This window comes from Paenibacillus sp. 37 (assembly GCF_008386395.1).
Taxonomy (GTDB): Bacteria; Bacillota; Bacilli; order Paenibacillales; family Paenibacillaceae; genus Paenibacillus; species Paenibacillus amylolyticus_B.
Genome location: NZ_CP043761.1, coordinates 1,861,487 through 1,876,757, shown reverse-complemented (window position 1 = coordinate 1,876,757; position 15,271 = coordinate 1,861,487). Strand labels below are relative to the sequence as shown.

Annotated in this window: 12 protein-coding genes; 2 read left to right on the top strand and 10 right to left on the bottom strand. The window is 47.2% G+C overall.

The window, feature by feature from the left end; all coding sequences use genetic code 11:
• Positions 1 to 5: 5 nt before the first annotated feature.
• From F0220_RS08535 to F0220_RS08510, 6 genes are all read right to left on the bottom strand, one after another.
• The gene (locus F0220_RS08535) at positions 6 to 626 is read right to left on the bottom strand and encodes a YIP1 family protein (protein ID WP_091014929.1); all 621 of its coding nucleotides are present in this window, start codon (positions 624 to 626) and stop codon (positions 6 to 8) included.
• A complete protein-coding gene (locus tag F0220_RS08530) occupies positions 607 to 2,073 on the bottom strand; it encodes an NHL repeat-containing protein (RefSeq protein WP_091014931.1) in 1,467 nt (488 codons plus the stop codon). The genes F0220_RS08535 and F0220_RS08530 overlap by 20 nt, the downstream gene beginning before the upstream one ends.
• Positions 2,074 to 2,084: 11 nt before the next feature.
• On the bottom strand, positions 2,085 to 2,948 hold the full coding sequence (locus F0220_RS08525) for a carbohydrate ABC transporter permease (RefSeq protein ID WP_105597902.1): 864 nt from the start codon (positions 2,946 to 2,948) through the stop codon (positions 2,085 to 2,087).
• 2 nt (positions 2,949 to 2,950) lie between these two features.
• Positions 2,951 to 3,862 (bottom strand): carbohydrate ABC transporter permease, encoded by a 912-nt coding sequence (locus F0220_RS08520; protein WP_047842211.1) that lies wholly within the window; start codon positions 3,860 to 3,862, stop codon positions 2,951 to 2,953.
• A 75-nt stretch (positions 3,863 to 3,937) separates the two neighbouring features.
• Positions 3,938 to 6,865 carry an extracellular solute-binding protein gene (locus tag F0220_RS08515; RefSeq protein ID WP_105597901.1) on the bottom strand — a complete coding sequence of 976 codons (2,928 nt, stop codon included), beginning with the start codon at positions 6,863 to 6,865 and terminating at the stop codon, positions 3,938 to 3,940.
• Positions 6,866 to 6,987: 122 nt separating this feature from the next.
• Positions 6,988 to 8,370: an ABC transporter substrate-binding protein gene (locus F0220_RS08510; protein ID WP_411157704.1), complete on the bottom strand. Its 1,383-nt coding sequence runs from the start codon at positions 8,368 to 8,370 to the stop codon at positions 6,988 to 6,990.
• A 528-nt stretch (positions 8,371 to 8,898) separates the two neighbouring features.
• On the opposite strand from F0220_RS08510, the gene F0220_RS08505 reads away from it, so the two are divergent.
• On the top strand, positions 8,899 to 9,936 hold the full coding sequence (locus tag F0220_RS08505) for a LacI family DNA-binding transcriptional regulator (RefSeq protein ID WP_105597900.1): 1,038 nt from the start codon (positions 8,899 to 8,901) through the stop codon (positions 9,934 to 9,936).
• A gap of 193 nt (positions 9,937 to 10,129) precedes the next feature.
• Here F0220_RS08505 and F0220_RS08500 read toward each other — a convergent pair whose 3' ends face one another.
• Together F0220_RS08500 and F0220_RS08495 are read right to left on the bottom strand one after the other, a co-directional pair.
• On the bottom strand, positions 10,130 to 11,308 hold the full coding sequence (locus F0220_RS08500) for a DUF4272 domain-containing protein (RefSeq protein ID WP_105597899.1): 1,179 nt from the start codon (positions 11,306 to 11,308) through the stop codon (positions 10,130 to 10,132).
• A gap of 50 nt (positions 11,309 to 11,358) precedes the next feature.
• Positions 11,359 to 12,579, bottom strand: coding sequence for an RtcB family protein (locus tag F0220_RS08495; protein WP_105597898.1), 1,221 nt, complete (start codon positions 12,577 to 12,579; stop codon positions 11,359 to 11,361).
• Between the two features lie 288 nt (positions 12,580 to 12,867).
• Between F0220_RS08495 and F0220_RS08490 the strand changes: the two genes are divergently transcribed.
• Positions 12,868 to 14,310, top strand: coding sequence for an erythromycin esterase family protein (locus F0220_RS08490; protein ID WP_105597897.1), 1,443 nt, complete (start codon positions 12,868 to 12,870; stop codon positions 14,308 to 14,310).
• A 59-nt stretch (positions 14,311 to 14,369) separates the two neighbouring features.
• Here the strand turns inward: F0220_RS08490 and F0220_RS08485 are convergent, their stop codons facing one another.
• On the bottom strand, positions 14,370 to 14,804 hold the full coding sequence (locus tag F0220_RS08485; protein WP_076318268.1) for a GNAT family N-acetyltransferase: 435 nt from the start codon (positions 14,802 to 14,804) through the stop codon (positions 14,370 to 14,372).
• A 40-nt stretch (positions 14,805 to 14,844) separates the two neighbouring features.
• The gene (locus tag F0220_RS08480) at positions 14,845 to 15,270 is read right to left on the bottom strand and encodes a GNAT family N-acetyltransferase (protein WP_105597896.1); all 426 of its coding nucleotides are present in this window, start codon (positions 15,268 to 15,270) and stop codon (positions 14,845 to 14,847) included.
• Position 15,271 lies beyond the last annotated feature (1 nt).

Here is a 15,271-nt window from a genome sequence, read left to right as displayed (position 1 = left end):
CTCCTTTAGGTCCGAAAAATCAACTCGCGGTAGATGTTATAACCGAATTCGTACAACTGTTGCAGCATGCTGAAGACCAGTGCGCCAAGGAATACAATAATGCCCATCACAATGAGTGTCAGCACCATCGTAACGATCGTTCTAACCACCGTGTACTGGTGTACCGTCATCATGCCAATGAACAGAAGCAGTACAAACCAGAAAAACGCGATGCTATTGAACAGATAATAAAAAGCAGTCTCCTCCTGCACCATGAACCGGCTAACCACGATCATCGGGGCATAGACCAGAATAACCGGAATGAGCGAGTAACCTGTTGCCAGAACGATTTCCCTGAACTTGCCTTCCCCTTCCATCAAGGTTGTTACTGCCCAGTTGGCCATGCACCATAGAAAGAAAGGTACCGCAACTGTGGCGATCTCAATGATGCTGTTAATCGTGCGAGGGTCGATGTAATTGACGAGAAATCCTGCATACTGCTTTTGCAAAATCATCATGACAATGGTAAGCGCGAGTGCTGCAAAAGCAACAAGCAGCCGTCCCCGGTTATCCGACTTGAGATCCCAGAATGCATCTATGGGGTGAAAAATGAGATGCAGCGGAAACTTAATGAAATCCTGCTTCACGATCAACCTGCCTCCTCCGTCTCCATTTAACCGCCACACGGGTCAGGATCAGAATGACAATTAGCGCGATTACAGCGGTCAGGAATGTACCAAAATGTTCCTTCATCATCTCCCGCCGATGCCTCTTAAACGCCACAGAATAACTCTTGCGATCCATCCCAAGTTCAAAATAACCTAGCGCTTCCTCGTTTTTCTTCTCCATTAATAAGGACTTGCCGATGCCGATATAGGCAATATCATAGTTGGCATTCAGCTTAAGCACTTCTCTCCATATATTCACGGCTTCCGTGTCCTCGCCCCGATAGTGGAGGGCCACCGCTTCATTCACACGGGCACCAAAACGGGTTGGCTCATAGACAACAAGGTTGTTCTTTCCCCGATCCAGAACCAAGTGATGCTCACCCGATTGTTCAATCGCGACAGGTGTTTTGAGCGTGCCCACCTGATTTCCTTTGCCACCGTACATGTAGAGCAGATGACCTTCATCGTCGTACGTGAACACCCGGTTCTGTGTCGCATCCAGTACACTGTACATGCCGTCGCCCAGCACTTTCACATCGATCAGTTTGGATGGACCGGGATTGTTACGGAACCGAATATCGCCTTTGACGTCGTAATAACCAAACCGCTTCAGCACATCTTCACCAGACGGATTCAGCCGTTTGATCGGTTCATTCGAGCCGGGATCAATATTCGTTGCATACACAAATCCTTTGTGGTCAATATCCGCATTGGAGAACTCCGTCGGGACAAACAGGACCATCTGTGCGCGCTGGGCTTTGGTGGATAACATGCGCCAGATATATTCGCCGTAGTCCCGCTCCACTTTGTTGGTACCGACGTATCCGATAAATTTCCCACTCTCGTCAAACTGCATAATCCCTTCGTAGACCCCTTGCGCCACAACGTACACTCGGCCTACATGGTCCACCGTTAGTTTCAAAGGCTGAAACTGGAATTGGGTCGACAGGATATCCGACTCGGGCTTCGTAATGGTTTGAATCAGCGTCCCCTCTCCATCCAGGACAACCACACGACCGTTACCCGTATCGGCGACGTATATGCGTTCTTCTTCATCTACAAACAATCCACCTGGAAGGTTAAAGGTCTCCTTGCTGCCCTCCATCATGAATCCATCGATTACACTCAGCAGCTTAAAGCCTGGGTCCAATACGATGATTCGATTGTTGCCGCTATCCAAAATATAGATCAACCCGGAGGGTGAAACGTTCACATCACCGGGGTCTTTGAACTCACTAATGCCGAGGTCACGGCCTGAAATGGTGCGCTCGGGCAGATAGGCATCTGGTGAAGGAACAGCCTCTTTCCAGTAGTTGTAGTTATAACTCTCATACGGCGCCGGGGAGGCCGCCGCAGGCACGGCATTCACCAGCAACAGAGATACTGCCGCCAGGAGAACAAGCCATCTTTTCACTGTGCGTGCCATATCGTTCCCCCTTAATCCTTCATGCCCGAACTCGCCATCGTCTCAATGATTCGGCTCTGAGAGAAAATAAATAGCGTGATCGGCACACTCATCAAAATCAGTGCTACCGCAGCACCCGCTCCTGCCCGGGATATTCCGCCCTGAATAATCTGACCCGCTGCATAATGCAGAGTCTTGAGCTGCTCGCTGTAGATGTATCCATTGCCATCACTGCCCCATAACATCTGGAACAGCAGTATGATCAATGTCAGCCAGGCTGGCTTCACATTAGGCATAACGATGGACCAAAAGATCCGGTATTCACTGGCACCATCAATTTTGGCTGCTTCCAGCAGTGCATCCGGGATCTGCTCCATGAACTGTTTCATCAGGTACAACCCGAGTGAATAGGCAAATGCCGGAATGATAACAGCCCAGTACGTATCGATCCATCCGAGCCAGGACATGATCATGTAGTTCGGAATTGCCGTCACTGCTGGTGTGAACATCAGTGACAGTACGACCACTTGGAACATGAATACTTTGCCCGGAAACTTGTGCTTGGCAAGCGGGTACGCCGCTGCGGAAGCCAGAAGCACATGGCCTACGATACCGATGCCTGTAATAAATACCGTGTTGAATATATAACGTGAGAACGGTACCCACGAGTCACTCAGCAGATTCAGCAGATCTGAAAAGTTGCTGAACGTGGGATTTTTGACAAATAGCGTTGGTGGAAAGGTGAAAATCTCATCCAATGGTTTGAATGCATTGTTGATCGCATAGATCAGCGGCAGCACCATGAAGGCACCAAATACGAGCAGAAGGGCAAACAGGGAGAGACTTCCCGATAGCGAGCGATTCACCCGCTTTTTGCCTGTCGCAATTGCAGCCATAGCTATTCTCCCACCCTTCGAAGCAGTTTCTGTACCAGCAAGTTGGTGCCCACCATAATCATGAACAGCACGGTGGCAATCGCCGATGCGTATCCCATCTCAAACCGCGTAGTACCAAAGTCGATCAAGTGGGTGACTACCGTCTCTGCCGCATAGTTCACGCTTGGGAACCCGGCCAGTGCAATCGACACATCAGCCACGGCAAACGAGGTTGTAAGCTGAATAACTGCGCCGAACATGAGCTGTGGACGCATTGAAGGCAGGGTAATGTACCATAGCTCCTGCCAGCGATTTTTGATCCCATCCACCGCTCCCGCTTCGTACAACGTCCGGTCCACCGTCTGCAAACCGGCGATAAACGCCAGAAATCCGGTTCCGAGACTCAGCCATAGCTGCACGAGAATGAGAATAGGCATAATGTAGGCTTCCGTCTTCAGCCATTGGATTGGCTCCAGCAGAAAACCCCATTTGATCAACAGCCCATTGGCAATACCATAACGATCTCCCGAGAAAATCATCAGCCAGATAAAATACACATTGCCCGAGATGGAGGGTGCGTAGAAGATCAGTGTCATGAACGCTCTCCATTTCGGTGTTAACTCATTAATAATCCACGCGAAGACGAAGCAAGCAATGTAACTGATCGGCCCGGTAATGATGGCAAACAGCAACGTATTCTTGATTGCAATCAGGAATACATCATCCTCCAGAAACAGGCGAGTATAGTTCTGCCAGCCAATGAAACGTGGAAATTCCAGCATATTAAAGTAGGTGAAGCTGAGTATGATCGAGATGACAACCGGAATCACGGTAAACATGAGGAACAGGAGCATATACGGTGCAAGCAGAACATAGGAATGTTTGCTGGCCTTCATTTCCTGGAGCTTCCAGCTCCACCACGACTTCATGCCCATCCTTGACGCTTTCTCAGGAGGACTGTTTTGTCCGTCTCGGAGTGATATTTGTGGCACGGTTAACCCTCCCTCTGCTTACGGAAGACCAAATTCATTACGTTTCACTCGAATCTCGTCCTGAATATATTGGGTGTAATCCATGATGGATTCCCTGGCTTCCACTTGGCCAACAACAGTTTTGTAGAATGCATTAAAGAGATGGCGGCCTGTAAAATAACCACCGGGTACTTCGGGAATGCCCTTCACCATTTCGAATTGAGCCTTCAGATTGGTGTAATCTTCGGCAGGCCACGGCAGGGAATCCAGTGCCTTGATGTTGGCCGTTGGATAACGGGCAGCGGCACCCATCAGCCCTTCCATCTCCCGTCCAAATTCCGCCTGAATCGGTGTACTGGTCCACCACTTCATGAACGCCCACGCCGCATCCTGATCCTTGGCACCCTCCAGCATCATGACTGCGCTGCCTCCACCCGGTACGTCCCGATTCAAAGTCCCATCCGCTTGAACGGTTCCCGGTACAGGAACGAATCCCCATAAGCCTCGAATCTCCGGTGCAAATACGGACAACTGGTTGTACATGGTGTAATCCGTTAACCCAATAGGCATCTGTCCTGTCCGGAAACGGTTGGCAAAATCATATTCCCGTTCCAGCTTGTAATCGGTATAGAACTCCGTCCACTGCTTGAACGTCTCGATCCCGATCCGGGAATCCAGATCCGATTCCTTGTCATCGTTCCGATAGAAGGCGCCGCCGTTCTGGAGCAGCATCGTGGCATACTGCGAGTTCGGCGGAATATTAACCCCCTGCATATTCGCCTGGGTCACAACCGGCATACCGAATTCCATGTGATTTTTGCTCAGAATCGCGAGTAGAGCCTCCACATCCTCCCAGTTCTGAGGCACTTCAAGTCCGAGTTCTTCGAGCACATCTTTACGATAAAACAGCATATTAAAGGTTTGTGTTTCCGGCAGGGCGTATACGCCTGAATCATAGGCATACGGCACGATTGCACTTTCTCTGAACTCCTGTTCTACAGTGCTATAATCACTGAATTGCGTCAGATCTACAGCCGAGTTCCGCATCGCAAAGTTCACCGGCAGATCATTGCCGATCTGCATCGCTACATCCGGACCTTCACCGGACAAGGTCGCTGGCAGCAAGGTTCCCATATTCACCAGCTTCAGATTCACGTTAATGCCACTGTCTGGTGTGAAGGTCTTGTCGATCATCGCTTTCATCGTATTCGCCTGGTCTCGTCCGCTACCAATCCAGACGGTTACCGTACGCTGATCTTCCGATGTAGCTACATTGCCGATCTGGTTATAATCAATGAAGAACGAATGATAGAATATCTTCGCTTCATGACCAAGTTTTGCGAGTGGTCCCATGCCTGTTCCGGGAATATCTTGGTCAATCGAAGTGACGTACAGTGCGTCAATCTCAAGAGGCTGCTCTCGTGCCTGCTGCACCCATGTGCCGAGACCACCTGTGTTGGTTTTGTAAGCCGCAAGCCGTCTTGGAATGGTATCTGGCTTGTCAATCATCTCGTCCAGTTGCAGCGCCATTGTCTTGATCAGAGCTTCCTGATCGCTGGACTGTCCTGACAGAAGACGAAGCTGTGCGGCCACTTCTTTGAGTCGGTTACTTTCCCCACTGAACACTTCCAGCAGGTTCGGAATCTGCTCCTCCACCCGATAATCCCGGAATTCATCAGGTTTGGTACCTGTGATCATCAGAATGCGTCGGTACATGGAGTTCAAGTTGTACAGACTGTCCTCTACATTGCGGATGAGCGGTGCAAAGTCACCGAGGCTGTTCTCCAGCCGTAGCACATGTTTTCCTTTTTCCAAGTGAAATCTGTATGCTTCTTTGCCCCCCATGACATCAATGCGATAATCACTTTGATAACGGAAAGGGGCTTGGGCCATCTCTGCAAACGGGACTTCACCATCAATGGTGAGCTTGCGTGTAGAATAGATGCCTTTGACAAAATTCTGCTGTGCGGTAAAACCGATATGATAAAGTCCGCTCTCCGGCACATCCACTTCCCATTCGATCCATTGTCCTGGCAGACGCCAGTTAAAGCCGCCAATCGTATTAATGCGTACCTGGGAAGCGCTGTAAGGAGATACAGCAGAACTTGACCTTTCGCTGGTCGGGTATAACGTAGGTGAAGATTTGGCAATCGCGGCTTCTCCTTCAATGCGAATAAGTACATCCTTCGGCTGCCCGGAGGAATCCGACTGTTGTGCACCTGCAGTTTCCGCGTAAGGAACAGCTGTCTTCTCATTGAAAAGACGAATGGACCGAATCACCATGGGTTCGCGTGATGATTTTAGCGTTAGCGTGTGTTCCCCTTTTTCCAAATAAAACTTGAATGGATTCTGTTCGTACCCGTCGGAGTCCTGAAACGTTTCTTCCATCCAGCGTGGTTGCTCCACTTGTCTCGGGCGTAGGTCATTACCTTGATTGTCCTGCTCAACAACATCTTTCTCATTGGCCCACACCCGGTCAAACTGCAAATAGGCGGCTTCCGCAAAAGGAAGTTCACCATCAATGTACAATGCACGCTCAATGGCCGAACTCTTGCCTTCAACGGGATAATAGGTGGCGGACAGGTTATACAGCCCGGTCTCCGGCACGTTAATGGTCCAATCGACTTGTCCGGTCTCTCCGGTATGGAGAGATACACCATCCATTCCCTCATAATTAGTCAGTTTGCGGACGTCTTCACCTTCGGCTTTTATGTAATCTCCTGCTTCAATGGTGATGTCCACATTCGGCTGTGTAGCCTGATCCGTTCCGGATCGATACTGTTCGTATCCCTTTTTCTGCCGGGTCTGCTTCAAGACCGCATCCACTTCAATGGCAGGCAGACTGCCAGGTGGAACGTCTGCACTCTTCCCATCAGCGCCGGAAGTTACATATAGAATGATGCAGGCTGCTGCCACGATGATCACTGTGGACCATATCCATGTCTTACGTTGTAGAATTCCAGCCATCCTCCGAGTCCTCCTCATCAAGGCTGATGCCAGCAATGCCGATTTGGTGGTTCAGGAAAAGGGGCTCTGTGCAACCTTGCCGACACGAGCCCCTGCCTGAATCTTTTGCTGGTGATAAGTTCTTATTGTTTGCCCAGTTTATCAATGGCAGCTTGTGCCTGCGCTTTGTATTTCTCAGCCGTTGCTGTGACGGAAGCATTGTCTTTGATGATATCGTTCACAAAATCCCCAAAAGGGTACCCCGTGTAGGCATCATCCAACAAGATACGGCCTGTTCCAGCGATGTGCTCGCGAATGATCGCAATATCCTTCTCATCGGTATAACGACTCTCCAGATAGTCTTGACCTGGATACTCTTCAATCTGTGGGATGTCGAAGGTCTCTTCATAGATTTGGTAGACGATCTTTGGATCCTCCACACCTTTTGGAATGAACTTCGCCGATGCCGCGTTGTTTGCATACGTTACCTCTTTGCTACCCTGTGGCCCATTCGGAACCGGTACAACGCCGACAGCAAAGGTGAGATCGCCCAATTGCCATTCAGCAGCAGTGAACAGAGCTACGTCTCCATCCTTGAACGTATTGCTTTCCTCCCAGTTGGTTTTGTCGCCGGTTTTGACCTTCACGACATTCTCCACGTTATACAACCGTTTAACGAATTCGGTTGCTTCAATCGTTTTCGGATCGGATAATCCTTCCTTGCTATTGGCATCATCCACGATCGTTCCACCATTGGCCGCGGTAAAATGACGAACGACATCAAGCGCCCAGCCAGAAAATCCGAATACGTCAGTTTTGCCGTCGTTATTGGTATCTTTGGTTGCCTGTTTGGCAAGTTCCATGAATTTATCCCAGTCCCATTTACCTTGGTTATAAAGTTCTTGAGGATCAGGCAGAGATAATTTTTTGAACAAGTCACGGTTATAGTGAAGTCCCAGACCGATGCTGGTTGGAGATTCGAAGGCGTATTCATTGCCTGCAATGGCAGGGAATTTGGTAATCAGGTTAGCCTCTTGGTTGATGTTGTTCTCAGGTGTAGTGAATTCGGAGATGGGCAATAGCTGCCCTTTGAGGATAGCGGGTAGTGCGGATTTGTATTCCATCTGAACGATATCAGCGAATGGTTCGCCGGCCAGCGCAGACGTGGTGAATTTGTTCATGTATTCTTCGAAAGGTACATTGACGAACTCCAGTTTTACGTTGTATTTCTTCTCCACCTCTGCAATTTTATCGAGTCTGGCCTTATCCGAGGCCGTCTCTCCTGCCGGTTTCAGATCCCACCAAGCCGCAACCTTGATGACACGTCCACCCAGATCAGGCACATTCGCCACAACTTCTTCCGCTGCGTCCTCTTTGTCTGTTTCAGCGATTTCGGTGCTGTTGCCTGAGTTCGTTGTTCCCTCTGCGTCTGTCCCCGTCGGCGTTGTCCCCCCACCACTGCAAGCGGATACAAAAAGCATCACAGCCAATAACATCAGAGGTAGAACATTCCATCTTCTCATCATGATTTTAACAACCTCCCCGAATGTGTATACCAATCATGCTTCACCCTAAATCGTTAACCCCGCTCATCAACCAATCGAAAATAAACAACCACCACCATTTGTTATTTTCTTGTTTGTTTTTGACAAACAAAATTTAACACAGCAAAATGTAAGCGTCAACATTTTTGTTGTTAACATTTTCTAATTATTCTGATAAAATGCTGATTAACCTCTAATATTCCTGTATTACAGCTTATTCAATATCCAGGACTCTAAGTACAAACTTATTAAACCATGATTCTAACTTTGTTTATTTTGTTATTTTTATAGAATAACAAAATAATAATTCAACAGACAAAATTCGTCATTCTATCTGAAAATATGCTTACCGTCACGTTGAACATTCATCCTAAAATACTGTGCATCACTAACATTTTGAATTCTCTGTCCGTTATTAGATTAAGAGAAATACATCATGTTATACTAGGAACAGTTGGATATCGCTCCAAATAAGGAATACGGCAGAACTACGAGTGTAAGGATGGTATGATGAAGACAAAGGTAACAATTCAGGAGATTGCACATTTTACGGGTTTGTCGAAATTCGCGGTATCACGAGCTTTGTCTGGAAAATCGGGAGTTAGCGATCAAACGAGGGATGTCATTCTCAAGGCCGCTGGCAAACTTGGATATTTCAAAGATAACAGCATGTTGTCTGGTGAACTGTATAACAGCCATGAACTTCAGGAACCGAAGAACACACGTTCAAGCGGAACGATCTTGATTTTATTTCCCAATGTTCGGTACCAAAATCAGGACTCCGTATACTGGGGACCCGTCTTTAACGGGATTTCTTCCAAGTTGAACCAAAAAGGCATTAACATTCTAACCTTGACGGAACCATCCGCAGACCAGCTATTCACCCTTCTCAACCCGGATGCCATTCGTGGAATCATTACCGTTGGCTCGATCTCGACCCCGATTCTGCTTGAAATCAAGCGTCTCAGTATTCCGGTTGTGATGGTGGATCATCTGGACCCTGTTTTTCACAGTGACAGCATATTCACTGATAACTTTGCATCCATGCGGGAGATCATGCTCTATTTGCTCCGCAAGGGCTTCAAAACATTCCAGTTCGTTGGCAATATCGGGGATGCTCATAGCTTCTATGAACGCTGGATTGCATACACTTCTGTGCTTATGGGTCATGGGATGGAAATACATCAGATTCCCGAGCTGAGTAATCAGGCACTGGATGAGTTCCGCCAGACATTCACTTCGGTGATCAGTGAGGATAACCTGCCTGAAGTGTTTGTATGTGCGAACGATTTCTATGGGCTATACACTATAGAAGCCCTTGAGAGTATGCGTATTCGTGTACCCGATCAGTGTGTTGTCACGGGATTTGATAATCTATACGACAATATCCCATTACTGGCTACAGTTAATGTGAACAAGGAGTTGCTCGGTGCGCGTGCAGTGGATCAGATGTTATGGCGCATTGCGAATCCGGAGAGCAACGTCGAGAAAAAGTTGATTCTTGCTGATGTCATTATTCGTGAACAGTTCGGCAGGCATAGTGGATAAAAGCAGAATATATGATCGTTAATGTGTGTGGATATACATATTGAAGCATATATGGAGTTAAGCTTATGTCCACACAGAACCACACGCCAAACACCCCTTTAACCGTATTTGAGCGGCTATAGGGGTATTTGCATTTGTTGTATGTGTGTAATGTTTATTGTTTATTACATTAGGGCCGTTACATCATCCCGTTCTACGTATCTGTACGCACATCATCCCACGCCTGATCCAGATAACAGATCATCCAGTTCAATGCACGGTGACGTTCATAAGCCACTCCACCATTCAGTCCTGCAGGAGGTGTTCTGTCATTCACACGGCTATCCACACACACCCAGTTGTAACGGTAGATCAGATCTGCTTCATCCAGAATCTCGCTCTTGCTGCGCAGAGATGCATCGGAGAGAAAGTCGGCAAAGCTGTCCTTCTGTTGCAAATAACCGACATCCTTCCCAACGTTACACAACTCCGTTGGTGCACCCAATTCCTCCACATAACCTAGCGCCCACAACATGACGTGGTACGCTTCATATCCCCAAGAGAAGGAGATGATCTCCTGCTGCTCTGCTCCGTGCTGGTCGATAAACCTCTTCTCTATGGGTGAGAAAAAGGATTCAGCCTCATACTTGTCGATCACTTCCTGAACCAGAGCTGCGGTATCGTCCGCGCTTTCGCCTGCTCCCAGACACTCTCCCTTAAGCGCGGCAAGACACAGGGCCACCGCACGGCGAGCGACTTCCTCTTTACTCCGGATTGTGGTGTGCTCTTCTCCGGCCCTTGCAGGCAAGTTCGCATTATAAGGAATGCCTTGTTCAGTCAACCGTTGCTCTGAACGCACTTTACGTTGGATTGCAGACTCCGTCTGGGTTCTAGCATCGTCCAGGAAACTGGTGTGCGCTGTCACCGTGTAGCCCTCTACCTCTGACTCTCCATTCACATCCAGCAATAACTGGCCTTGTGCATTCAGCAGAGATCCACCTCCCCAGAAGATCACAGCATCCAGAGCATCAGCCAGTTGTAATAACTCGCCGAAGAATTCTTCTGAGATATCCTCTTCTGTCTCAATACCAACCACCATGTTCAGTGTGGAACATTTGATCAGTACCTTTTCCTGGAGCGAAGCATTGTGCCCCTCAATCTGACTCAAAAACCCAAGCATCCCCTGAATCATGGTCGTAAATTCCTCAGGATGTGTCTGGCTGGTCATGATATTAAAGCCTTTGGTTTTCTTACTGAGCCATTTTTTCTGAGTCACTTGAATATGAGTCTTGTCTTCCCGGCGTTTAATCGTACCCTCAGGATAAATGGATTGAATCCATTCAAACAGCTGATCCAGGTCAAACTGAGAGCTATATATCGCACAATTCCTCATGAAGTTCACCCTCTCCGTTATCGTGTAAATGTTCAGTTGAACATATATGACTAATCCTTATACGGATCGAATTCATTACCTCCGGCCATGGCGACACCAACGGGACGCAGTACATGGTTGATTTTCAACGTATTGGCATGTGCGTTCAGTACATCCTGTAGTTTCTTGTACACAAACGGACTTTCGTCTGTGCCCGCTCCTCGCAGCTCGACACCATAGGCACGAATCGCCTCATGCATCTGGGCTTCGCTAATCTCGCCACCCATGCGTGTGCGCAGCTTGTAATTCATTTTGCCAGCCGCCTGGGTTCGACTCATCGTGCGCCCTGCTCCATGTACGGTGCTGCGGAATGACTCGGTATTTTCTTCGCTGTGGATCCCCTCCACAATCACCGAGATATCACCCATACTGCCTCCGACAAAACCGAGCTGCTCAGGTGCCAGTGGCGTTGCACCTTTGCGAACCACGACGACCTCTTCACCCATATGCTGTTCTTTCCAGGCAAAGTTGTGATGGTTATGTACGGTGTATTCAGCATTTGCCCCGAGAATTCCAAGCACCTGTTCAATGACATAATCACGTCCTGCATAGGCGTATCTGCCCGCCAGAGTCATTCCATCCCAATACATATCACCCATTTCGCTGTTCAGGTTAAACAATGTAGGTGGCTGATCCATGGATTCACCCGGCGCTTTGCCACTGAACTGACGCCCTGCGGCAAGGTTAAGGAACCCACTCGCCACTTTGTGACCGAACCCGCGGCTGCCAAAATGATTCGCGATCCACACCTTTCCCGTGGCCTCTTCTACAAAAATATCCACGAAATGATTGCCACTGCCTACGGTTCCAAGTTGGTTGCGTGCGAGCGTCTTCAGCTTATGCTGTAATCCTGGTTCGATGGTATCAAACAGCTTCCAGCTCGTGTCGTCGAACAGTTCATGATCCACGGGTGTTGGATTGTTACGACCCACGCCGAAAGATATGGTCGAATTGATGTCATCCATAATCGTACCAATCTGATCCCGAATATCATCCCACATCAGATTGGTGCGCACAGCCTTGTTACCACAGGCAATATCATATCCGACACCTGACGGACTGATCATATTCCGATAAGCGACAACACCACCGATGGGTTGCGAGTAACCTTTGTGATGGTCAGCCATCAGAGCCACACCCAATACATCTCCATATTGCGAGCAAGTCACCGCCTGACTTACGGCATTCTCCAGCGGTTCCCCCCAGACTTTAATGTTATCTATGATCCGCATGATTGTGTTAACCTCCTATGTACTCTTCTTAACTCGTTTAATTTAATCCATTCTATCAGAACTCTGACTCTGAGACACGAAATCCGTATAGGGGGAGTATAGGCCAGCTACAGAGAGCAAATTCCATATATATATGGCCTGCTCCCATCATCCTAAATTCACTAGATAAGTCCCAACATTTGCAAAAATACAACATTAGTACTAACATTAAATATAGTGTAATTAAATCCATATATAGCCTTTATCTCAATCATTTTCATTTTATTCACTATTAAAGGAGGTATTTATTTGTATCATTTCAGAAAAAGGAAAAGAGTTGCCGCTCTTACATTAACCACAGTTATTTTGGCTACTGCAACGTTGTTTCCCACAGGGCAAGCCCATGCCCAATCTTCCATCGAGACCATACAGGGTCATGTGACTGAAGTACAGACAGCAAGAACATCAGATGAAAAGATTGAACTGTGGAAACAATGGGCCAGAGAACATGCTTACCGGATCAAGAGTATTACACCTGTTCATGAAGATATTGAGAGTAATAGCTTTACAGACTTGGATATGTTAAAACCACTGCTCAAGGATAAACGAATCGTATTTCTGGGTGAAAGTTCCCACGGAGTAGCAGAATTCAACTTAGCTAAAACCCGATTAATTCAGTTTCTACATAAAGAGATGGGCTACAATGTGCTCGCCTTTGAGAGCGGTCTCTCTAATACATCACTATCTAACGCCATAATAAATCAAAAAAGCGCAGAGCAAACAATGCAAAGCTCCATTTTCGGCGTCTGGTGGTCCAAAGAAATTTTACCCTTGTTTGATTATCTCAAAACTAGTGCTCAAACGGAACAGCCATTAATTCTGACGGGTTTTGACATGCAACTGCAATCCCCCCTACTTGATGGTCACTGGCTGAAAGATCAGAAACTCGCCAAACAACTAGCACAAACAGAAAAACAATTGTCCGAGTTTTATATCGGGGCTGACCTTCAATCCTACCGTGCAAAGAAACAGGAAATGATTCAAACGTACAAAAATATTCTAAAATCACTGCAATCGAAAGAGAACCAAACCTATCTGCAACAAGAATATCCCAATCATCCGGAACTATCCAAGTTGCTGGAACGAAGCCTCGAAGATCGAATTCGTTTGGCTCAGGAGTATATTGAAATTTCTATCCGTTCCTTGATTGAATTGGAGGAAGGGAAGATGGATGCATTTCTGGACTCCCTTGTTTGGCGGGATAAAGCCATGAATGACAATCTGATCTGGTTAGCTACGGAAGTATATCCGAACGAAAAGTTCATTGTGTGGGGTCATAACGATCATATACGTAAAGCAAACAGTAAAGTGATGGATTCTTCATATCCAGTTCCACTAATGGGAGAGATCTTCCCTGAGGAATTGAGAGAAATCAGCTATGTTCTGGGGTTATATGCTTCAAGTGGACAAACAGCGGATAATGCAGGCGAAGTTCACAATGTCGAACCAGCGTTGCCTGGTTCAATTGAAGCTATCATGTCTGCGACAAATACACCCTACAGTTTCCTTGATCTTCGTTATCAAAAAAGAGAGGCAGGGAACGCCTGGATGTTCGAACCTCGATTTGCTTATAGCTGGGGCATATATCCAGAGAGCTTTGTTCCAAAAGAGCAGTTTGATGGTATTCTCGTGATCGACAATGTTCATCCACCTCAATATATGAGATTCAACTCGTCTAACTCGAAAGAGTAATTGTAAAGTAAGATCACAAAGAGAGAGAGCCACTGCCTCTCTCTTTTATGCGTCTTTAGTTAAAGATGCTTCCGGTAACCCTGAACCTTCTCATCCTTGAAACCTAACTTCTCATAAAATATATGTGCTTCCTTACGCTGATCGCCAGACACCAGAATCATGTAACCACAACCCATATCTTTGGCAATCCGCTCAATCTGGAGCATTAACCTCTGCCCAATGCCCTGCCTGCGTACCTGATCCGACACAATCACATTCTCCACAACCATGAACGGTTTGCATGGACCCACCAGATCCATACACTCAACCCCCATAACAGATCCAACCAGTTTGCCATTGTAAAATGCCCCAAGCACATGATAATGACCATTCTGCTGTATGTAATGAAACATCTTTTTCATCTGCTGTTCATTGGTAGGCATTCCCATCAACTCATTGTATAGCTGGCTTAGTGCTGGTAAATCTTCAAGTTCGATTCCTTTAATGGTAACCATCATAACCCTCCTGATTTTATCCAATTTCGCGTATGTTCTCTTACGTGAGGTCCTTCTTAAAATAATAATGACTGTGTCCGGTCGGTGCATTCTCGATCGTTGTGATCAATTGGTAGCCATGTTTCTTGTAAAATTCCGGTGCTTGATAGGAGAAGGTGTTCAACATGACAAAATCACAAGATTTCTCTCGCGCAATTCGCTCAACTTCAAGCAACAACTGTGAACCATATCCTCGATGCCGTTGTTCAGAATCCACCCACAGAATCTCAACCTCCAGCCAGTTCCAGCAAAGTGTACTAAGCACACCTGCAACAATCTCGCCGGTCTCATTTTTGATATTGAAATTCAATTCTTCGTAACGATGCCTTAATTCCTCGCTCACATGTGCAGCATTAAATGCGATAAGTTGCTCGCGAACATACTCTGAATCCTCTGAAGTACTTGGATTGATATTTATTTCGGACATC

Coding starts and splice junctions, on each gene's coding strand:
- F0220_RS08530 (WP_091014931.1), bottom strand. CDS start 2,073: ATGGCACGCACAGTGAAAAGATGGCTTGTTCTCCTGGCGGCAGTATCT.
- F0220_RS08525 (WP_105597902.1), bottom strand. CDS start 2,948: ATGGCTGCAATTGCGACAGGCAAAAAGCGGGTGAATCGCTCGCTATCG.
- F0220_RS08520 (WP_047842211.1), bottom strand. CDS start 3,862: ATGGGCATGAAGTCGTGGTGGAGCTGGAAGCTCCAGGAAATGAAGGCC.
- F0220_RS08515 (WP_105597901.1), bottom strand. CDS start 6,865: ATGGCTGGAATTCTACAACGTAAGACATGGATATGGTCCACAGTGATC.
- F0220_RS08510 (WP_411157704.1), bottom strand. CDS start 8,370: ATGATGAGAAGATGGAATGTTCTACCTCTGATGTTATTGGCTGTGATG.
- F0220_RS08505 (WP_105597900.1), top strand. CDS start 8,899: ATGAAGACAAAGGTAACAATTCAGGAGATTGCACATTTTACGGGTTTG.
- F0220_RS08500 (WP_105597899.1), bottom strand. CDS start 11,308: ATGAGGAATTGTGCGATATATAGCTCTCAGTTTGACCTGGATCAGCTG.
- F0220_RS08495 (WP_105597898.1), bottom strand. CDS start 12,579: ATGCGGATCATAGATAACATTAAAGTCTGGGGGGAACCGCTGGAGAAT.
- F0220_RS08485 (WP_076318268.1), bottom strand. CDS start 14,804: ATGGTTACCATTAAAGGAATCGAACTTGAAGATTTACCAGCACTAAGC.
- F0220_RS08480 (WP_105597896.1), bottom strand. CDS start 15,270: ATGTCCGAAATAAATATCAATCCAAGTACTTCAGAGGATTCAGAGTAT.